The 18952-nt window shown below is 67.7% G+C and carries 18 protein-coding genes; 7 read left to right on the top strand and 11 right to left on the bottom strand.

The window, feature by feature from the left end; genetic code table 11:
- Positions 1–68: 68 nt before the first annotated feature.
- Genes ACFVIV_RS01385 through ACFVIV_RS01375 form a run of 3 tightly spaced genes read right to left on the bottom strand, consistent with a single transcriptional unit; the run spans position 69 to position 3709 of the window.
- Positions 69–1247 (bottom strand): mandelate racemase/muconate lactonizing enzyme family protein, encoded by a 1179-nt coding sequence (locus tag ACFVIV_RS01385; RefSeq protein ID WP_379192668.1) that lies wholly within the window; start codon positions 1245–1247, stop codon positions 69–71.
- 2 nt (positions 1248–1249) lie between these two features.
- Positions 1250–2575, bottom strand: coding sequence for a cation:dicarboxylate symporter family transporter (locus ACFVIV_RS01380; protein WP_379192666.1), 1326 nt, complete (start codon positions 2573–2575; stop codon positions 1250–1252).
- An 18-nt stretch (positions 2576–2593) separates the two neighbouring features.
- Positions 2594–3709: a mandelate racemase/muconate lactonizing enzyme family protein gene (locus ACFVIV_RS01375; protein WP_379192665.1), complete on the bottom strand. Its 1116-nt coding sequence runs from the start codon at positions 3707–3709 to the stop codon at positions 2594–2596.
- Between the two features lie 107 nt (positions 3710–3816).
- On the opposite strand from ACFVIV_RS01375, the gene ACFVIV_RS01370 reads away from it, so the two are divergent.
- Entirely contained in the window at positions 3817–4518 is a 702-nt protein-coding gene (locus ACFVIV_RS01370) for an FCD domain-containing protein (RefSeq protein ID WP_379192663.1), read from the top strand.
- 336 nt (positions 4519–4854) lie between these two features.
- Here ACFVIV_RS01370 and pstB read toward each other — a convergent pair whose 3' ends face one another.
- From pstB to ACFVIV_RS01340, 6 genes are all read right to left on the bottom strand, one after another.
- Entirely contained in the window at positions 4855–5631 is a 777-nt protein-coding gene (gene pstB / locus ACFVIV_RS01365; RefSeq protein ID WP_379192661.1) for a phosphate ABC transporter ATP-binding protein PstB, read from the bottom strand.
- An 18-nt stretch (positions 5632–5649) separates the two neighbouring features.
- Positions 5650–6549: a phosphate ABC transporter permease PstA gene (gene pstA, locus ACFVIV_RS01360; protein ID WP_379192659.1), complete on the bottom strand. Its 900-nt coding sequence runs from the start codon at positions 6547–6549 to the stop codon at positions 5650–5652.
- Positions 6546–7523, bottom strand: coding sequence for a phosphate ABC transporter permease subunit PstC (pstC, locus tag ACFVIV_RS01355; RefSeq protein ID WP_379192657.1), 978 nt, complete (start codon positions 7521–7523; stop codon positions 6546–6548). Before pstC ends, pstA begins: the two co-directional genes overlap by 4 nt.
- 88 nt (positions 7524–7611) lie before the next feature.
- Positions 7612–8733, bottom strand: a complete 1122-nt coding sequence (pstS, locus tag ACFVIV_RS01350; protein WP_379192655.1) for a phosphate ABC transporter substrate-binding protein PstS — start codon at positions 8731–8733, stop codon at positions 7612–7614.
- A gap of 294 nt (positions 8734–9027) precedes the next feature.
- Positions 9028–9921 (bottom strand): mycothiol synthase, encoded by an 894-nt coding sequence (gene mshD / locus ACFVIV_RS01345; RefSeq protein ID WP_379192653.1) that lies wholly within the window; start codon positions 9919–9921, stop codon positions 9028–9030.
- Positions 9921–10679 (bottom strand): winged-helix domain-containing protein, encoded by a 759-nt coding sequence (locus ACFVIV_RS01340; protein ID WP_379192651.1) that lies wholly within the window; start codon positions 10677–10679, stop codon positions 9921–9923. The genes mshD and ACFVIV_RS01340 overlap by 1 nt, the downstream gene beginning before the upstream one ends.
- A gap of 308 nt (positions 10680–10987) precedes the next feature.
- Here ACFVIV_RS01340 and ACFVIV_RS01335 point away from each other — a divergent pair, with 308 nt between their 5' ends.
- From ACFVIV_RS01335 to ACFVIV_RS01310, 6 genes are all read left to right on the top strand, one after another.
- The gene (locus tag ACFVIV_RS01335; RefSeq protein WP_379192649.1) at positions 10988–11857 is read left to right on the top strand and encodes an LmeA family phospholipid-binding protein; all 870 of its coding nucleotides are present in this window, start codon (positions 10988–10990) and stop codon (positions 11855–11857) included.
- Complete coding sequence (locus ACFVIV_RS01330; RefSeq protein ID WP_379192647.1) at positions 11854–12312, top strand: TlpA family protein disulfide reductase; 459 nt, start codon at positions 11854–11856, stop codon at positions 12310–12312. The genes ACFVIV_RS01335 and ACFVIV_RS01330 overlap by 4 nt, the downstream gene beginning before the upstream one ends.
- A 257-nt stretch (positions 12313–12569) precedes the next feature.
- Positions 12570–13061, top strand: coding sequence for a DUF4395 domain-containing protein (locus ACFVIV_RS01325; protein WP_379192645.1), 492 nt, complete (start codon positions 12570–12572; stop codon positions 13059–13061).
- Positions 13062–13089: 28 nt separating this feature from the next.
- Entirely contained in the window at positions 13090–13923 is an 834-nt protein-coding gene (locus ACFVIV_RS01320; RefSeq protein ID WP_379192643.1) for a sulfurtransferase, read from the top strand.
- 5 nt (positions 13924–13928) lie between these two features.
- Positions 13929–14234, top strand: coding sequence for a DUF1416 domain-containing protein (locus tag ACFVIV_RS01315; protein WP_379192641.1), 306 nt, complete (start codon positions 13929–13931; stop codon positions 14232–14234).
- A 190-nt stretch (positions 14235–14424) separates the two neighbouring features.
- Positions 14425–15132, top strand: coding sequence for an FABP family protein (locus tag ACFVIV_RS01310; protein WP_379192639.1), 708 nt, complete (start codon positions 14425–14427; stop codon positions 15130–15132).
- A gap of 334 nt (positions 15133–15466) precedes the next feature.
- Here ACFVIV_RS01310 and ACFVIV_RS01305 read toward each other — a convergent pair whose 3' ends face one another.
- Both ACFVIV_RS01305 and cydD read right to left on the bottom strand, forming a co-directional pair.
- Complete coding sequence (locus ACFVIV_RS01305) at positions 15467–17113, bottom strand: thiol reductant ABC exporter subunit CydC (RefSeq protein ID WP_379192637.1); 1647 nt, start codon at positions 17111–17113, stop codon at positions 15467–15469.
- Positions 17110–18927 (bottom strand): thiol reductant ABC exporter subunit CydD, encoded by a 1818-nt coding sequence (cydD, locus tag ACFVIV_RS01300; RefSeq protein ID WP_379192635.1) that lies wholly within the window; start codon positions 18925–18927, stop codon positions 17110–17112. Before cydD ends, ACFVIV_RS01305 begins: the two co-directional genes overlap by 4 nt.
- Positions 18928–18952 lie beyond the last annotated feature (25 nt).

Below are 18952 nucleotides of genomic sequence, written 5' to 3'. Positions count from 1 at the left end.
TGAGGTCAGATTAACCGTTACCGACGGTTCCACACAATGGCGCGCCGGGGGTATGGCGCAGGACACACTCAGCGACCGGCGTGCAGGGCACGGAAGACCTTGTGGAGCTCGGCCTTGTCCTCGAAGCCGATACCGGGGGTCGAGTTCAGGCGAAGGCGGCTGTTCTCGATCACGGCGTTGTCGGCGAAGCCGCCGGTGGGCTGGAATTCGCCCGGATAGGACTCGTTGCCGCCGAGGCGCAGGGCCGCGGCGATGTGCAGGGAGAACTGATGGCCGCCGTGCGGGATGCAGCGGCGGGAGGACCAGCCGTGCTGCCCGAGCATGTCCTGGATGCGGAGATACTCGACCAGGCCGTAGCCGAGGACCGGGTCGAATTGCAGGTAGTCGCGGTCCGGGCGCATGCCCGCGTAGCGGATCAGATTGCGGGCGTCCTGGACCGAGAAGAGGTTCTCGCCGGTGGCCAGCGGGCCCGGATAGTGCTCGGACAGCGTGGCGTGCAGGGCGTAGTCCAGCGGGTCGCCGGGCTCCTCGTACCAGAACAGGCCGTAGGGCTCGAGCGCGCGGCCGTAGGCCAGGGCGGTGTCGAGATCGAAGCGGCCATTGGCGTCCACGGCCAGGCGCGAACCGTCGCCGCCGAGCACCTCCAGCACCGCTTCGATCCGCGCGAGGTCCTCGGCCAGGCTCGCGCCGCCGATCTTCATCTTGACCACGTCATAGCCCTGCGCGAGGAATTCCACCATCTCGTCCTGGAGTTCGGTGAGCCCCTTGCCGGGGGCGTAGTAGCCGCCGGCGGCATAGACGAATACGTCCTCGTCGGGCTCGCCGAGGCCGTAGTGCCGGACCAGCCACTGATACAGCGGCAGCCCGGCCAGTTTGGCGGCCAGATCGAACAGGGCCATATCGATCACGCCCACCGCGACCGAGCGTTCACCGTGCCCGCCCGGCTTCTCATTGCGGGTCATGAACTCCCACGCCCGCGCCGGATCGACGGCGGCGCCGTCCGCGGTGCGCAATTCTTCCGGCGGGGCGGCCAGCAGTCGTGGAATGATCCTGCGGCGCAGGATCTCTCCCGCACTGTAGCGGCCATTGGAATTGAAGCCGTATCCGACGACGGGCTCCCCGTCCCGGACGACGTCACTGACCACCGCGACAATCGAACTGTCCATGGTGCTGAAATCGATGAAGGCATTGCTCATCGACGAGCTGATGGGCACCACGCCTTCGTGAACGGCGACGATTCGAACCATTTCTATACTCCTCGAGCAGTTTTCGACCGGAACCCGAGTGCCGCGGCGGCACGCTCGGAATCCAGGCCGTCGGGCTCCCAGCGCGCGATGACAACCGCCGCCACGGCATTGCCGAGCACATTGGTCAAAGCCCGCATGAGAGAAAGGAATCGGTCCACCGACAGCACCAGCGCCAGCCCCGCCACGGGCACCAGCGCGGTCGCGGCCACCGTATTGGCGAGCGTGACGAAGGCCGAACCGCTGATCCCGGCGGTGCCCTTGGACAGCACCAGGAACACCAGGAACAGCATCAGCTGATCACCGAAGGTCATCGGCACGCCGTACACCTGGCCGATGAACACCACGCAGATCGGGATCACCACCGCGACCCCGTCCAGATTGAACGAAAAGCCGGTCGGCACAACCAGACCCACCACACTGCGACGGCAGCCCGCCTCCTCCATGCGCGCCATCAGCTGCGGCAGTACGGCTTCCGAGGAGGAGGTGCCGAGCACCACCATCAGTTCCCGGCGCAGCGACCGGATCAGCCGCAGCAGTGAGAATCCCGCCAGCCGGCAGATCACCGCCAGCCCGATGAAGACGAAAACCGCCAGGGCGAGCCCGGATACGGCCACCAGCTTCATCAGCGCCGTCAGAGTCTCCGGCCCGTACTTGCCGACGGTGAACGCCACCGCCCCGAAGGTGCCGATCGGCGCGAGCAGCATGATCATATTGATCATCCGGAACAGCACCTGCGACAAGCGGGTGCAGGCGCCCACGATCGGCTCCTGAACTCCGGCGGGCATGCGCAGCAGCGCCATGGCGAAGAGCACGCCGAATATCAGCACCTGGATGATGTGGCCCTCGGCGAAAGCGCCCACGGCATTGTCGGGCACCATGCCCAGCACGAACTCGCCGAACGAATCGTGCGTCTTCCCGGGCACATAGCTGTCGATCTCGCTGGACGCGTCCGCGGGCGGCGCCACTCCCACGCCCGGCTGGAACACATTGACCGCCAGCAGCCCGAGCAGCATGCCCGCGGTGGTGACGATCTCGAAGTAGATGATCGTGCGGGCCGCGATCCGGCCGACGGTCTTCATGCCGCCGGCCGAGACGATGCCGGTGACCGTCACCAGGAAGACGATCGGCGCGATCAGCATCTGGATCAGGGCGATGAAGCCGGTGGCGATCGGCTTCAGGCCCGCAGCGAAGTCCGGGGCCGCCAGCCCGAGAACCGCGGCGGCAAGGGCGGCGATCAACACCTGGAAACTGGTGTTGGCCAGCGCCCGGCGCCAGCGCGGCCGGGGGGCCGCGGCGTCGGGCGCGGTGTCGAGCTCGGAGGTGCTCATCTGACTCACCGCCCGGAATCACTTGGCCGGAACGAGAGTCGAGCGCAGCGCGTCGCGGTCCACGGTGAGCCCCAGGCCCGGGCGATCCGGGACGGTGATCCGCCCGTTCACCGGTTTCGGCGCGTCCGGGAAGAGCAGTTCGCCGACCTGCACCATGCCCAGATGCCATTCCAGGATCCAGCCGTTCATCATTCCGGCCAGGGTGTGCAGATTGAACAGCGGCCAGCCGCCGCCGTGTGCGAGCGGCAGGTTGTAGATCTGCGCCAGATGCGCGGCCTTGCGCGCCTCGGTGAAACCGCCGCAGTAGCAGACATTCGGCTGCAGGACATCGATCGCCTGCCGCTCGACCAGTTCCCGCAACCGCCAGCGGTGGCCCTCCATCTGCCCGGCCGCCAGCGGAATCCTGGTGTGCGCGCGCAGATCCGCGAGGGCGCGGGCATCGTTCTGGTGCAGCGGTTCCTCGAACCAGGTGAGCTCGGCGTCTTCGACCGCCCGGCACAATTGGGCGGCCTCGGTCGGGGTGAAGAGGTAGTTGGCGTCGATCATCAGATCGATATCGCCGCCGATCTCGGTGCGCACGGCGTGGATTCGGGCGGCGTCTTCGCGCCAGCCGCCCTCGTTGACGGCGACGACCATCTTCAGGGCCGAAACGCCTTGGTCGAGTTGCAGTCTGGCGGCTTCGGCCAGGGTTTCCCGATCGTATTGCGGGAAGCCGAAAGTCACGTAGACCGGCACCTCGGTGCGCGCTCCGCCGAGCAGGCTTGCCACCGGGCGGCCCGCCGCCTTGCCCGCGATGTCCCAGAGGGCGATGTCCAGTAGTGACAGGGCGCTGGATACCACGCCGGTCATGGTGCGTGGATTCAATGTGCGCCAGACCTTTTGGTGCACGGCCTCGATCTCGCGCGGGTCCATGTCCACGACCGTCGGAAGGAAGTGCTGCTCCAGCGCCACCACCACGGCGTGCGCGAGGAAATGGCCGGTGACCGCGACACCGGTGAGTCCTTCGTCGGTTTCGACCTCGCAGAAGACGAACTCCTTCTGCTCCTCCCGGCCGTAGCCGCTGACTCGCTCGCGCAGCAGGGGTACCTCGATCGAGGTGGTGTGCACGCTGGCTCGGATGTCCTTGATCTTCATTTCCGTCCTCCTTCGTTTCGACCGGACGGTGCATCGAGTCTGCGCTGGAGAATTGTCAACTGTCAACGATTTGCAATTGACGATTGGGGGTGACAGAATGCCGGGCCATGGCCGAGCACCGGGATGCGATGAATGCGCTTCAGCAGCGAGTGGCCGAGCGGCAGTCCACGTCTCTGCTGCAACTCATCGCCACGGAACTCGAGCAGATGATCATCAACGGTGCGTTGAAGGGCGGCGACCGGATCAACGAATCCGCTCTGGCGCTGCAGCTCGGTACCAGCCGTGGGCCGGTGCGTGAGGCGCTGCGTCAGCTCGAGTACAGCCGGCTTGTCGAATTTCGTACCAACAGGGGGATGTTCGTCCGTGAGATCTCTGTGGACGAAGCCGCTCAGCTTTACGACATTCGCGCCGCGCTGTTCGGGCTGGCCGGGCGGCTGGCAGCGGTCAATGCCACTCCCGCGGACGTGGAAGCCTTGCGTGCCAAGGTAACCCGGCTGGACCAGGCTGTTCCCGCGGTGGACGACTATTACCCGGGCAATGTGGACCTGCATCGCGCGCTGGTCGGCCTGTCGGGGAATCCTCGGCTCATTGATCTCTATGACGATGTTTCGAAGGAACTGCACCTGTTTCGCCGGCACGGGTTGGAGACGGAAACTGCGCGGACGACCTCGAATTGCCAGCACGGGGAGATCATCGACAGCCTTGCGGCGGGGGATGCGGACTTGGCGGAGCGGCTGATGACGGCGCATATCCGGTCGGGGAAAGAGCGGATGCTGTCTGCGGTGGGCGGGCCGGGCACGGGTTCTTGAGCACGCGGGGAGGGCTGGTCTGCGCTAGAAACGCTCGTGGCTGTGTTTAATTTGCCTCCGCTTCGCTCCGGCGGGGTTCGGGGCCTGACGGTCTCGATTTTTCCCTCCCTCCGCGCACGCCGGAGCTCCTCCGCTTCGCTCCCCCGCTCCGACGCACGCTCCACTCAGTCCAAAATCGAGACGGCCCCGAACCCACACAGTGGGTGGACCAACTGTCATCCCTGCCGTTAATTGACGGTTCGCCTTCGGCGGACGTCTCGGAGGGGAATACCCGCAGAGATACAAATGTGGCCCCGATCTGTAAGGACCGGGGCCACAGGAGGATCGGGGGCGGGGTTAGCCGAAGCGGCCGGAGATGTAGTCTTCGGTTGCCTTCTGGGATGGGTTGGAGAAGATCTTCTCGGTCTCGTCGATCTCCACCAGCTTGCCTGGCTTGCCCTGGGCCTCCAAGTTGAAGAAGGCCGTCTGATCGCTCACGCGGGCTGCCTGCTGCATGTTGTGAGTGACGATGACGATGGTGAACTCCTTCTTCAGCTCAGCGATCAAGTCTTCGATCGCCAGTGTGGAGATGGGGTCCAGGGCCGAACACGGCTCGTCCATGAGGAGTACGTCAGGCGACACCGCGATGGCGCGGGCAATGCACAGACGCTGCTGCTGACCACCGGACAGGCCGCCGCCGGGCTTGTCTAGGCGGTCCTTGACCTCGTTCCACAGGTTGGCCCCGCGCAGTGAGCGCTCGGCCACCTCGTCGAGTTGAGCCTTGTTCCGCATCCCTTGCAGCTTGAGGCCGGCCACCACATTGTCGCGAATGGACATGGTGGGGAACGGGTTCGGGCGCTGGAACACCATGCCGATGGTCCGTCGCACGCCGACCGGGTCGATGGTTGCGCCGTAGATGTCTTCGCCGTCCAACAACACCGCACCCTCGACGCGGGCGTCCGGCGTCTCCTCGTGCATCCGGTTGAGCGAGCGCAGCACGGTGGACTTGCCGCAGCCGGACGGACCGATGAACGCGGTCACACTGCGCGGCAGCACGGTCAGCTGGACATCGGCTACGGCGTGGAACTTGCCGTAGTAGATGTTCAGGTCTTTGATGTCGATCCGCTTGGCCATCAGTAGTTTCCGTTCGCTTTATCGGTTCCGCGTGAGCAGCTTGTTGACTGCGGCCGCAGCCAGGTACAGCGCCGCGATGATCAGGATCAGGGTCAGCGCCGCGCCCCAGACGCGCAGCCGGCCGGCGGCCTCGGGGTTGGCCAGTTCCTGATAGATCATCAGGGGGAGCGAGGCCATATTGCCGTCGAACACGTTCATGTTGATCGATCGGCTGTAACCGACCAGCACCAGCACCGGCGCGGTCTCGCCCATGACGCGGGCCAGCGCCAGCAGGATGCCGGAGATCATGCCGGGCGCGGCCGTCGGAATCACGATGCGCAGGATGGTCTTCCACTTCGGCACACCCAGCGCGTAGGACGCCTCGCGCAGCTCGTCGGGCACCAGCTTGAGCATTTCCTCCGTGCTGCGCACCACGACCGGCAGCATCAACAACACCAGCGCCAGCGACACCGCGAACGCGCTCTGCGGCGCGCCGAGGGTAGCGATCCACAGCGCGAAGATGAACAGCGCCGCGACGATGGACGGGACACCGGCGAGGATGTCGACCATGAAGGTGGTGGTCTTGGCCAGCCAGCCGCGGCCGTACTCGACCAGGAAGACAGCGGCCATGATGCCCAGCGGCACCGCGATGACGGCGGCGATGGCCGACTGCACGATGGTGCCGTAGATGGCGTGATAGACACCACCGGCGTTCTGCTCGGGCAGCACGCCCTTCTGCGACTTGGTCCACCAGTTGGCCGAGACAATGGCCTCGAAACCATTGCTCAGCACCGTGTACAGCACCCAGATCAACGGAATCAGCGCGATGCCGAAGCACAGCCAGACGATGCCGGTGGCCAGATTGTTGCGAATCCGCCGGCCGGTGCTGACATTGCGGAATGTCGGCGCCTTGATCGGCTTGTCGAGCGTGGCGGTCATGCGTTCACCTTCCCACCGGCCGCGAGCCGGGCCAGGGCGTTGACGATGAAGGTCAGCGCGAACAACACGAAGCCGGCCGCGATGTACGCGCCCGTCGGCAGCGCCTCACTGAATTCCGCTGCGGCCGAGGCGATCTTGGAGGCGAAGGTGTAGCCGCCGTCGAACAGCGACCAGTGCCCCGGCTGCGCCGCGGTGCGCAGCACGATCAGGACCGCGATGGTCTCGCCGAGCGCGCGGCCCAGACCGAGCATGGAACCGGCGATCATGCCGGAGCGGCCGTAGGGCAGCACCGTCATGCGCACGACTTCCCACTTGGTCGCGCCGAGCGCCTGCGCGGCCTCGATGTGCGCCTGCGGCGTCAGATTGAAGACCTCGCGGCTCACCGAGGTGATGATCGGCAGGATCATCACCGCCAGCACCACACCGGCGACGAAGATGGTGCCGCCGCCCGCGATGGTCACATTGCCGTCGGAGAACAGGAACAACCAGCCGAGCTTGTCGTTCAGGAACTCCTGCACCGGGGTCAGCCGCGGGGCGAGCACCAGGAAGCCCCACAGGCCGAACACGATGGAGGGCACCGCGGCCAGCAGGTCCACCAGCACCGCGAACGGCCGGGCCAGCGCCTTCGGCGCGTACTGGGTCAGGCACAGCGCGATGCCCACCCCGATGGGCACCGCGATGATCAGCGCGAAAATCGAGCTCAGCACCGTGACCATGAGCAGGTCACGGATGCCGAAGTGCAGATCGTTCGCATCGCGGACGTCGAACTCCGTACTGGTGAAGAAGTTCGACTCGTTGGCCATGACCGATGGCACGGCGCGGATGAGAAGGAACAGCGCGATCAGCGCGATGGCGGCGACAATGGTCGCCCCGGCCGCCGTCGCCAGCGATCGGAAAATGAACTCCGCTCGCTGATTGTGGGCCTTGCTCTTGGCCTTCGGGGCCGGCCCGGTGCTTGTCTTGGTAAGAGACATGTGCGCAGTATCTCCGCCCGCCCGCGGGCCGGTCGAATCCGACTGGCCCGCGGCGGTCACTTCATCGTGCACGGTCATGGGATCGCGATCAGGAAATGGCGTTGACCGCGGTGGTCAGCTTGGTCTTGAATGCGTCCGGGATCGGGATGTACCCGGCCTCGTCCAGACCGTTCTGACCGTTCTGAATGGCCGAGAGCATGAACGCCTTCACGGCCTTGCCGGTGTTCGCGTCGCTGTACTTCGAGCACACGATCTCATAGGTCGGCATGACCAGCGGGTAGGCGCCCGCGGTGGTCGGCTTGTAGAAGGCCGAGGTGTCCAGGATGAGGTCATTGCCCTCGCCGGTGATCTTGGCGGCGGCGATGGCCTTGCCCGCGGACTCGACGCTCAGCTCGACCGGCTTGGGGTCGTTGGAGGAGTCGACGGTCAGCAGCTTGGCGATGGACAGGTTCTGCGCCTTGGCGAAGGACCACTCGTTGTAGGTGATGGCGTTCGCGGTGTTCTTGACCGCGGCCGAGGTGCCCTCGTTGCCCTTGGCGCCTTCGCCGACACCGCCGTTGAAGGTCTTGCCGGCGCCCTTGCCCCACGCCCCGTTGGAGGCGGCGTCCAGGTACAGCTGGAAGTTGTCGGTGGTGCCCGACTCGTCCGAGCGGTAGATCACGTTGATCTTCTCGGCCGGCAGGGTGGCCTTCTGGTTCAGGGCCTTGATGGCGACGTCGTCCCACTGGGTGATGGCGCCGTTGAAGATCTTGGCCATGGTCGGGCCGTCCAGCACCAGATCGGTCACGCCGTTGATGTTGTAGGTGACGGCGATCGGGCCGAAGACGGTGGGCAGGTTCCACGCCGGGGCGCCGCAGCGCTCGGCGGCCTTGGCCGGCTCGTCCTTCTTCGACGACAGCGGGGAGTCCGAACCGGCGAAATCGGTCTGGCCGCCCAGGAATTCCTTGACGCCGGCGCCGGAGCCGCTGGAGGTGTAGTCCAGCGAGAAGCCGTCGCAGTTCTGCTGGTACGCCGAGACGAAGCGATCCATCGCGTTCTTCTGCGAGGTGGCGCCGCTGGCCTTCAGGTTGGTCTTGCCACCACAGGGCACCTCGACCTTGGCGACATTGTTACCGGTCTCCGCCGTGTTGTCATCGCTTCCACACGCGGCGAGGGGCATGGCAACGACTGCCAGCACACCGACCAGGGCGCTGCTGCGCTTGAGATTCACCTGTTCCTCCGGGAATCACGGTCTTGCACGCCCAACCCCTCAACGGCTGGACGGGCGAATGTTGGTGGCTGTTCGCTGCGAACTCGCGCACCGGGCAGCGAGTGCCGCCCACATGCAACGTATTTGTGTCCGGTAGACAGTTGGACCAGGGCAGGTGAACGGAAGGTGAACAACCCGGAGCGATTGCAACCTTTGTGTGTGACATTTGCCGCACTGTTGCCGCTCACCGGTTTGCCCCGTGGTCGCCTCCGCCTCCGGAGTGATCTACGCGCCCCCCCCCGGACCGGGCCGGCGTCAGCCGACGGTGTAGGCGACGTCCACGTGCGAGCGCTCGAAGCCGAGCTTGGTGTAGGTGTGCACCGCGGCGGTGTTGTCGGCCTCGGTGTAGAGCAGCACCGCGCCGAGCCCGCGCTCGCGCAGATGCCGCAGGCCCGCGAGGGTGAGCAGGCGGCCCAGCCCGCGCCCCTGCGCGGACGGATCGACGCCCACCACGTAAACCTCACCGACCGGCGGGTTCTCGTCGTGGTGCACTTTGGTCCAGTGGAAGCCGAGGATCTTGTCCGGCTCGGCCGGATCGACGGCGATGAACAGGCCCGCCGGGTCGAACCAGGATTCCGCGCGGCGCACCGCGATATCGCGCTCGGTCCAGCCGCCCTGCTCCGGATGCCAGGAGAAGGCGGCGTTGTTCACGCGCAGCACCTCGGCATCGTCGGAAGGCCCCGCGTAGGTGCGCAATTCCAGCCCGTCCGGAACCGCCAGCTCCGGTAGCTCGGAATTCGCCAGATCGCGGCGCATCTGCCACAGCTCGCGCGCGACGCGCAGCCCGAGCCGGGTAGCAACCGCCCGCGCGGCGGGCAGATTTCCGTGCGCCCACACCCGCGCGCCCATACCGCCCGCTTCCAGCGCGGATCGCACCAAGTTCGCGCCGATTCCACGACCGCGATGATCGGGGTCCACAGCAACCTCCGCCATGGCGGGGTGCTCGTCATGTGCGGGCGCCAGATTCGCGTACCCGGCGACCGCGCCGTCCGCCGTGGCGACGGCATGCCGCGCCGCGGGCTCGCCGGCCAGCGACAGCACCGCCTGCTCCGAGACGGGCGCGACGCCGTCGGCCGCGGTGGCGCGCTCCAGCAGACCCCTCACCTCCGCGGCGGTCGCGTCGGGCAGCCGGTCGGTGAAAGAAGCCATCAGAAAGTGCCGTTCGCCGTGGTCATTTCGGGATCGTCGGTGGGTTCGGCATCGGGGAAGGTGACCGCGTCGCCCTTGCCGCCGGCCGCGCGCGCCGGGCGCACCGCCTTGTAGCCGACATTGCGGACCGTGCCGATGAGCGATTCGTATTCGCTGCCGAGCTTGGCGCGCAGTCGCCGCACGTGCACGTCCACGGTGCGGGTGCCGCCGAAGAAGTCGTAGCCCCACACCTCCTGCAGCAACTGGGCGCGGGTGAACACCCGGCCGGCGTGCTGCGCGAGGTATTTGAGCAGCTCGAATTCCTTGTAGGTGAGATCGAGCGGGCGGCCGCGCAGCCGCGCGGTGTAGGTGCCCTCGTCGATCACCAGCTCACCCAGGGTGATCTTGCCGGTGTTCTCCGGGCTGGCGGCGCCGCCGTTGCGGGCGACCAGCAGCCGCAGCCGGGCATCCAGTTCGGCGGGACCGGTACCGGGCAGCAGGATGTCGTCCAGCCCCCAATCCGCGTTCACCGCGACCAGGCCGCCTTCGGTGAGGACCGCCACCACCGGCACCGAGGACCCGGTGCTGCCCAGCAAACGACAAAGGCCGCGCGCGGCGGCCAGATCGGTGCGGGCGTCGACCAGTGCCACATCGGCGGAACCGGCCTCGAGCAGGGACGCCACCTCGGTGGGCGCGGGCCGCACATGGTGCGGTAGCAACGCCAGCGAGGGCAGCACCGACTCGGGGTTGGGGTCGGAGGTCAGCAGGAGCAGCTCCATGGGGGCCCTCCATCCCATCTGGCATGTGTGTGGCAACCGCTCTGTAGGCCACGACTCCATGCTCGTCATCACAGGTAAGTCGGTGCCTACATTAGCGTGTCCGCACCCATGACCACGCATTCCGGGCGGCGTACACGGGTCTCGGCAACCCCCTTATCTGCCGCACTGTCCTCGAGATCACATCACCGACCGGTCTGGACATCGCGGTTCGGGGGCTTGGGGGGCGTAGCCACCAATGGGGGTTCGGGGGCCGGCCCCTGACGTCCGGGGGTCCGGGGGCGGAGCCCCTGGGGAACTACAGTGCTCTTATGCATTTCCGGAGGCTGATCATCGCGCTGCTCTGTGCGGCGGCGCTGGCCGTCCTGCTCGACTTCGGTTTCGCCGCGTATTCGGAGTACCGCGTGTCGCGGCTGCTGCGCGCCGGATCGGATCTCGGCGCCGATCCGGAGGTCACCTTCAACTCGTCCCTGCGGTACCCGTTCGCGACGCAGGCGCTGTCCGGCGATTTCCGCAATATCGACATTCGCGCCCGCGAGGAACGGCCGGACATTCCGGGCGACATCGTGGTCGAAGCCAATCTGCGCGGCGCGGAACTCCCGTTCAGCAGCCTGGTGGACAAGAAGGTGAGCTCCGTCCCCGTCGACGTGGTGGAGTCGCGCATCCGGATCGAGCCCAATGAGCTCGGGCAGCTGTTCAAGATTCCGGATCTGGAGATCAAGAACCCGGACCAGCCGATCTTCGGCCCCGGCAAGTCGGATGGTTTCGGCGGTGTCGGCGGATCGGACTCGACCAAGTTCCAGACCACCGCGACGATCGTCCTCACCGGAACGGTGTCCATGGACCGCGCCGCCGGCGACGGCGCGGTGACCGCCGCCAACAATCGCAACGGCCAGATCGTGAGCGTGCTGGCCGATATGCGCCTGGTGGGCAACCAGGTGCAGATCACCGCGACCGATATCTACCGCGATCCCCAGCCCGCCACCCCCATCCCCATCTCCACCACGACGCCCGAGCTGGACAAGGCCAAGGTGCTGGCCCTGTTCACCCGCACCATCGACACCCACGGCCTGTCCTTCGGGGTCCGGCCCGCCAAGGTCCGGGCCGAGGGCGGGCAGATCGTGGTGGAGGGCCGCGAGGAGAAGGTCAGCGTCGATCTGGATCGGCTGCAGCAGCCGTGATCACGCTCGGGATTCTCGCCGCCGCCGTCGTCGCCGCGATCGGCGTGGGAATCCTGGTGCGCCGCAACGAAGGCCGGGTGCGGGCCGGTGCCGACCCGGAAACACCGGCGGCGCAAGGCCTTCGGGCCGAACTGCTCACCGCGGCGGGCGTGCTGCCGGGCCGCCCCACCGTGCTGCACTTCTCCGCCGACTGGTGCGGCCCCTGCGCGGCGGTGCGCCGCGTGGTGGCCACTATCGTCGCCGAGCTGGCCGCGGCTCCCGCCGCCCCGCTCGATCTCGAGATCGACCTCGACGCCAACCCGGCGCTGGCGCGGGAACTGAACGTGCTCTCGCTGCCCACCACCTTCGTCCTGGATGCCGAGGGCCGGGAGCGCTACCGGATTTCCGGAGTTCCCAAGCCCGCCGATTTACGCGCTTCACTAGGGCCTTTAACCGTCCCGACGGCGCCAGAGTGACCAGCCTTACAAACCCCGGGTCCAATTTCCCCCGAAAATTGGGTAAACTCCCCCTCGTGCAATCCAACCGCGAGCTGATGCTCACCCGACGCCGCACGGTAGACCTGTGCCGGCTCGGTGGTTGTTGCTGCCTGTGCCGCTAGCCGGTCGGCCTTTCGTATCTTCTGTCGCCGACCGGGTTTGTCCCCGCCGTTGAGAGATCGTCTCGATCCTCCGGCGATCTGGCCATATAGACCACCCAGCGCAGGAGCACACTCATGTCGAACCCGAACATCACCAAACCCTCTGAGGGACAAGTGGATGTCCGCGGCCCGCGTTTCGCCGCCTGGATCACCACCGCCGTATTGGCTCTCGTCCTGATCGTCGCCGTCTTCTCCGTCCCGCTCGCCGCCGTGCTGCTGGCCGCGCAGGCCGTGGTGTTCGCGCTCGGCGCGGCCCAGGGTCCGCGGCGCAGCCCGTACGGGCGGATCTACGCCGCCGCCGTCGCGCCCCGCGTCGGCCCGGCCCCGGAGCTGGAACCCGTTGCGCCGCTGCGGTTCGCGCAGCTGGTCGGCTTCGTCTTCGCCGCGCTCGGCGTGCTCGGCTTCGCCGCCGGCAGCCCGGTCGCCGGTGCGATCTTCACCGGTTTCGCCCTGTTCGCGGCCTTCCTCAATGCGGCCTTCGGCATCTGCCTGGGCTGCAAGATCTACCCACTCGTCACGCGGTTCGTCCCGAAATCCGCGCCGACCCACCCGAATCCCACCGCCTGACTCCGGCACCACCCTCGAAAGGAACAACATGGCTCGCGCCGATGTCCTGGTCTCCGCAGACTGGGTCGAAGAGAACCTGAACACCCCGGGCGTCGTGCTCGTCGAGGTCGATGAAGACACCTCGGCCTACGACCTGGGCCACATCGAAGGGGCGGTCCGCCTCGACTGGAAGAAGGATCTGCAGGACCAGGTCCGGCGTGACTTCGTCAACCGGGAGCAGTTCTCCGAGCTGCTGTCGGCCCGCGGCATCGGCAACGACGACACCGTCGTGCTGTACGGCGGCAATAACAACTGGTTCGCGGCCTACGCGTACTGGTACTTCAAGCTCTACGGCCACCAGGACGTGAAGCTGCTCGACGGCGGCCGCAAGAAGTGGGAGCTCGACGGCCGCCCGCTGGTCAAGGACGTCAAGGTGCGCCCGGCCACCGCCTACAAGGCGAGCGAGCAGGACCTGTCCATCCGCGCCTTCCGCGATGACGCCATCGCCGCCATCGGCAACAAGAACCTGGTCGACGTGCGCTCGCCCGATGAGTTCTCCGGCAAGATCCTGGCCCCGGCCCACCTGCCGCAGGAGCAGTCGCAGCGTCCCGGCCACATCCCCGGCGCCATCAACGTGCCGTGGTCCAAGGCCGCGAACGAGGACGGCACCTTCAAGTCCGACGACGAGCTCGCCACCCTCTACAAGGAGGCCGGGCTGGATGGCGAGAAGGAGACCATCGCCTACTGCCGCATCGGTGAGCGCTCCTCGCACACCTGGTTCGTGCTGCAGGAGCTGCTGGGCCACAAGAACGTGAAGAATTACGACGGGAGCTGGACCGAGTACGGCTCCCTCGTCGGTGCACCGATCGAGTTGGGAGCGTAATCAATATGTGTGCAGCACCTACCCAGGGTCAGGCCATCCCCGCCGGCGTCGATGTGGAGAAGGAGACGGTCATCACCGGCCGCGTCCTGACCGCTGACGGCCAGACCGTCGGTGGCGCGTTCGTGCGCCTGCTGGACGGCAATGGCGATTTCACCGCCGAGGTCGTCGCCTCGGGCACCGGTGACTTCCGCTTCTTCGCGGCGCCGGGCAACTGGACCATCCGCGCGCTGTCGGCGTCGGGCAATGGCACCGCCGAGGTCGCGCCGGACGGCGCGGGCATCCACAACATCGACGTCACTGTCGCCAAGTAAGTGGGATGGGGTGTAACCCCCGCACCTGCAACGGCCCCGGGAATCCTTTTCCCGGGGCCGTTTTCATGTCCGGCAACCCGGCCGCTAGACTCCGACACGTGGTGCTTGCCTTCGAGATTCTGCTGGTTCTCGTCTCCGTACTGATCGCGTGGTTCGGTCTGTACGTCCTCTACCGGCTGTTCACCGAGTCGTGAGCGAGTCGGCGAGCGAGAACGTCGAGAACACAACGGCCAATGGCACGGCGCAGGACGCGTCGGCCGACCGTGGTGATGTCGCGCGTCGCAGTGGTGATCAGGCGGTCGCCGAGGCTGTCGAGCGCGCCAAGTCGACCGGCGTCCTGAACATTCCCACGCTCGCCGGTCTGCCCCTGCCCGAGGACACCGCGAATCTGCGGCTGGGCCCGGATCTGAGCTCCTCCATGCTCGCGCTGCTGCCGCTGGTCGGCGTGTGGCGCGGTGAGGGCGAGGGCAATCACCCCGAGAACGGCGACTACCGCTTCGGCCAGCAGATCGTCGTCTCGCACGACGGCGGCGACTACCTCGCCTGGGAGGCCCGCTCCTGGGTCATCGACGCCAAGGGCGAGTACTCCGGTCCGGATCTGCGCGAGAGCGGTTTCTGGCGGGTGGGCATCGACGGCGACGACGAGGTGCTCGAGCTGTTGCTCACCCACTCCTCCGGCGTGGTCGAACTCTTCTACGGCCAGGCCCTCACCCAGTCCTCCTGGGAGCTCGCCACCGATGTGGTGATCCGCAGCCAGTCCGGCATCGTGGTCGGCGGCGCCAAGCGCCTCTACGGCATTGTCGAAGGCGGCGACCTCGGTTATGTCGAGGAGCGCATCACCCCCGACGGCGGCCTCGAACCCCGCCTGTCCGCGCGCCTGCAGCGCTACATCGGCTGATCAGCCGTCCGATCGGCCCCTCCGGCCCTGCCGGACGGGGCTATTCGCGTTGACAGGGAGCTGAAAAGGGAACGGCCCCCGAGTCTGTGATCGCGGATGCAACTCACGCGATCCGGTCGGACAAGACCGGAGACTCGGGGGCCGGGTGACTGCCTGGATTTCGCTAGGCGTTCGCGCCATGGAATCCATTGCAGCGGTGGCGACTAGCGGACAGCCACCTCACGTGTCCTGGAATTACTCATTCTTGGAACCACCTCCTTCCTCGTGTACCGAGAAAGTTAGTCGGACATGCGATCCGCGGCAACGGATTTTCTCGGACTGCGAAAAACGCAGTTCAGGACTGGTTTGCGGGAATAAGACGGGTGATGGAGGTGTGGCCGTCCGCGGCGACCTCGACCAGGGTGTCGCCGCGGTGGTCGGGGGGCAGCTGATGGGTGACGACCACGACGGTGCGGCCGGGGTCGACGAGCCCGCTGGACTCGTCGAGCAGGCGGCGCAGCAGTTCCGCGCCGGGCTCGGCCTCGAGATGCTCGGTGGGCTCGTCGAGGAGCAGTACCCGCGCCGGGGAGAGCAGGGCGCGGGCGAGCAGGATGCGGCGGCGCTGACCGCCGGAGACGGCCGCCGCACCGCCGACGAGGTCGGTGTGCACACCGTCGGGCAGTGCGTCGAGCCAGTCGCCCGCGCCCACCGCGCGCAGCGTGTCCTCGGCTTCCCGCTCGGTGATGTCGCCGCGCGCCACGCGCAGGTTCTCGAGCACCGTGGTGCCGAACAAGTGCGCGTCCTCGGCGAAGAAGGTGACGCCGGGGCGCGGTGTATCGAACAGTCCCGCCCAAGCCATGAGCAGAGTGGTCTTGCCCGCACCGCTGGGACCGGTGACCGCGATCCGGCGGCCGTCCGGCAGCGGCGGGAAATCCACGGCGGGAGAGGGTGATTCGGACCGTTCGAGGCGAGCCAGGCGATGCAGGGCGGCGCGACCGGTGGTGAGCGCCTGGGCGGCGGCCGGGAGCACGGCCACGGCCTCGAAGGCCGACAGCGGGACCAGCACCAGCACCGCGAAGGCCATGGGCGTGATACCGCCGCCCGGAACGGTCTGGAACCCGTCCGTGGGAACCATGGGCCCGGCGCCGTAGAGCACGATGCCGATGAGCAGCGCACCCAGCACGCTCGCCCCGATGGCGAGCGGCAGCACCGCCGCGGACCAGGCGGTGTGCGAGGCGGCGCGGTCCTCGGCCGCGACGGCCCGTCCACCGGCCCGTTCGGCGGCCTCGATCGCCCCCGAAAGCCTTCCCGCGACCCGCAATTCGGGCGCATGATCGAGCACGGTCAACGCCTCGGCGGTGAACTCGGTGCGATCCGCCCGCACCGCCACCTCCGCCTCCCGCGCGGCCCGCGCCGACAGCCACGGCGCGACAATGCCCGAAACCGCCAGCGCCACCGCAAGAATCAGGGCGGCGGGAATCGAAATGGCCGCCAGCAGCCCAACCGCGATGAGCGACAACACGATGGCGACCGCGATCGGCACGAACGCCCGCACCACCACCGCCCCCAGATCATCGATATCGCTCATAACCCGCCCCAGCAGCTCCCCCCGCCGCATCCGGGTCGGATCCCCCTCCCCCGCACCATCTTCCGATCCCCCACTGCGCCGCGGCCGCCAGATATCGGCCCCCGCCAGCACACCGTAGGTGGTGGTCCGCGCCAGGCTCATCGACCGCAACGCCACATCATGCGTAGCAAGCCGCTCCAGATACCGGCACACCCCCCGCGCGATCCCCAACGCCCGCACCGTCACCACCGCAATGGTCAGATCCAGCACCGGCGGCATCTGCCACGCCCGCGCGATCAACCACGCCGCCAAGGCCGCCAAGGAGAGCCCACTGCCGAGCGCGGCCACGCCCCAGAGGATGGATACCGCCATTCGCCACGGCGACAGCTCCAGCAGCCCCCGGATCCGCCGGAAATCGTCCAGTATCGCGTTCATCGCACACTCACCACGTTCTGTCGGGAAAGGCGTTGTCCGGCAGGTTCGCCGGGCTCGTCGTCCGCAGCCTCCTCGGTGGCGGGCGGTGTCGCGGACGCGGAGGAGGTGGAGCGGACCGGGACAATCCGGTCGGCGATGGACAGGACGGCGGGGCGGTGGCCGACGATTACGACGGTGGCTCCGGCTCGGGCTCGGGTGACGAGGGCGTCGAGAACTCGGGCTTCGGCGGCGGGGTCCAGGTGGGCGGTGGGCTCGTCCAGGAGCAGGATGCGGCGGTCTGCGGCGAGGGTGCGGGTGAGGGCGAGACGCTGGCGCTGGCCGAGGGACAGGCCGAGGCCGCCGGCGCCCACGAGGGTGTCCCACCCGTCGGGGAGTTCGTCGAGGACGGCATCGAATCCGGTTGCGGTGCACGCGGCTTCGAGGGCGTCGGGGCCGGAGGGTGGGCCGAGCAGTTCCAGGTTGGCGCGGAGGGTGCCGGGCACCAGGACCGGGCGTTGCGGCAGCCAGGCCAGGTGCGACCACCAGTGGTCGGGGCGCAGGGCCGCGACGGGGGCGCCGTCGACCGCGACTTCGCCGCCGTCGGGGCGGATCAGGCCCAAGATCGCTTGTAAGGCGGTCGATTTCCCGCAGCCGTTGGGGCCGGTCAGGACTGTGACCGTGCCCGGCTCCAGGTTCGCGCTCAGCCCATCTGGTGCCGCGCCGTCGCGGGCGGCGACGGTCAAATCGCGTATTGCTATGCGGCCCTGGAATTCGCGATTCTCGACGTTGGGTTCGGATCGCTGCTCGGTGGCGGGCCGCTCGGCCGCGGAGGCAGGTTCCAGGATGGCGAAGGCCTGCTCTGCGGCGGCCATGCCGTCCTGGGCGGCGTGGAAGCGTTCGCCGACGGCGCGCAGGGGGAGGTAGACCTCCGGGGCGAGGATGAGGGCGAGGACGCCGGCGTACAGGCCCATATCGCCGAAAACCAGTCGCATGCCGATGGATACGGCGATGAGCGCGACCGACAGGGTGGCGAGCATTTCCAGCACCATGGAGGACAGGAAGGCCATTTTCAGGGCCGACATGGTGCGGCGGTGCAGGGAGTCGCCTAGTTCGCGGACGCGACCGCGCATGGTGGTGCGCGAATCATCGGTTCCGGCAGGCGCTTCGGTGGTGTGCGCCGTTTCGCGGCCGAGGGCGCGCAGGGTGGGCATACCGGCGAAGAGGTCGAGGAGTTGATCCGACAGCCGCGTGGTGGCGGCCAGGGTGTCCTTGGCGCGGCCCTGGGTGAGCAGGCCGATCAGGATCATGAAGATCGGGATGAGGGGCAGGGTGATCACGATGATCACGCCGGAGATCCAGTCGTGCGCGGCGATGACCGCGAGCACGATGGGCGGCGCCAGGCAGGCCAGCAGCAGGGCGGGGAGGTAACCGGCGAGGTAGGCACGCAGGCCGCTCAGCCCGGAGCCGATCACCACCGCCAATTCCGTGCGGCGGGTTTCCAATTCGCGCGGCGGCAGTTCCGCGCCGGTGCGCAGGACGGCGGTCTCGAGTTCGGTGACCACCTGTGCTCCGGCGCGGTGCGCGAGCCGGGACTGCCACCAGGTGGCGGCGACCCGGCACAGCACGGCCACCGCGAAGATCGCCAGTTCGGCCGTCCACGAGCCGATGTCGCGACGGGACGGATCGGTGATGACGCCGGAGAGGACCCGCGCCAGGGCCAGCGCCGCGACCACGATGCAGAGCGTGGTCGCCAGCGACAGGCCCACGCTGAGCGCGAGATACCGTCGGGCCGAGCGGGCGTGCCGCCACAGGCGCGGGTCTACCGGTCGTGCCATGTCACATCCGTACTGTCGGCATCAG

It is taken from the genome of Nocardia sp. NPDC127526 (genome assembly GCF_042672265.1).
Lineage (GTDB): Bacteria > Actinomycetota > Actinomycetes > Mycobacteriales > Mycobacteriaceae > Nocardia.
Note: the sequence above shows the minus strand (reverse complement) of the source record. Positions and strands in the feature narration are given on the sequence as shown.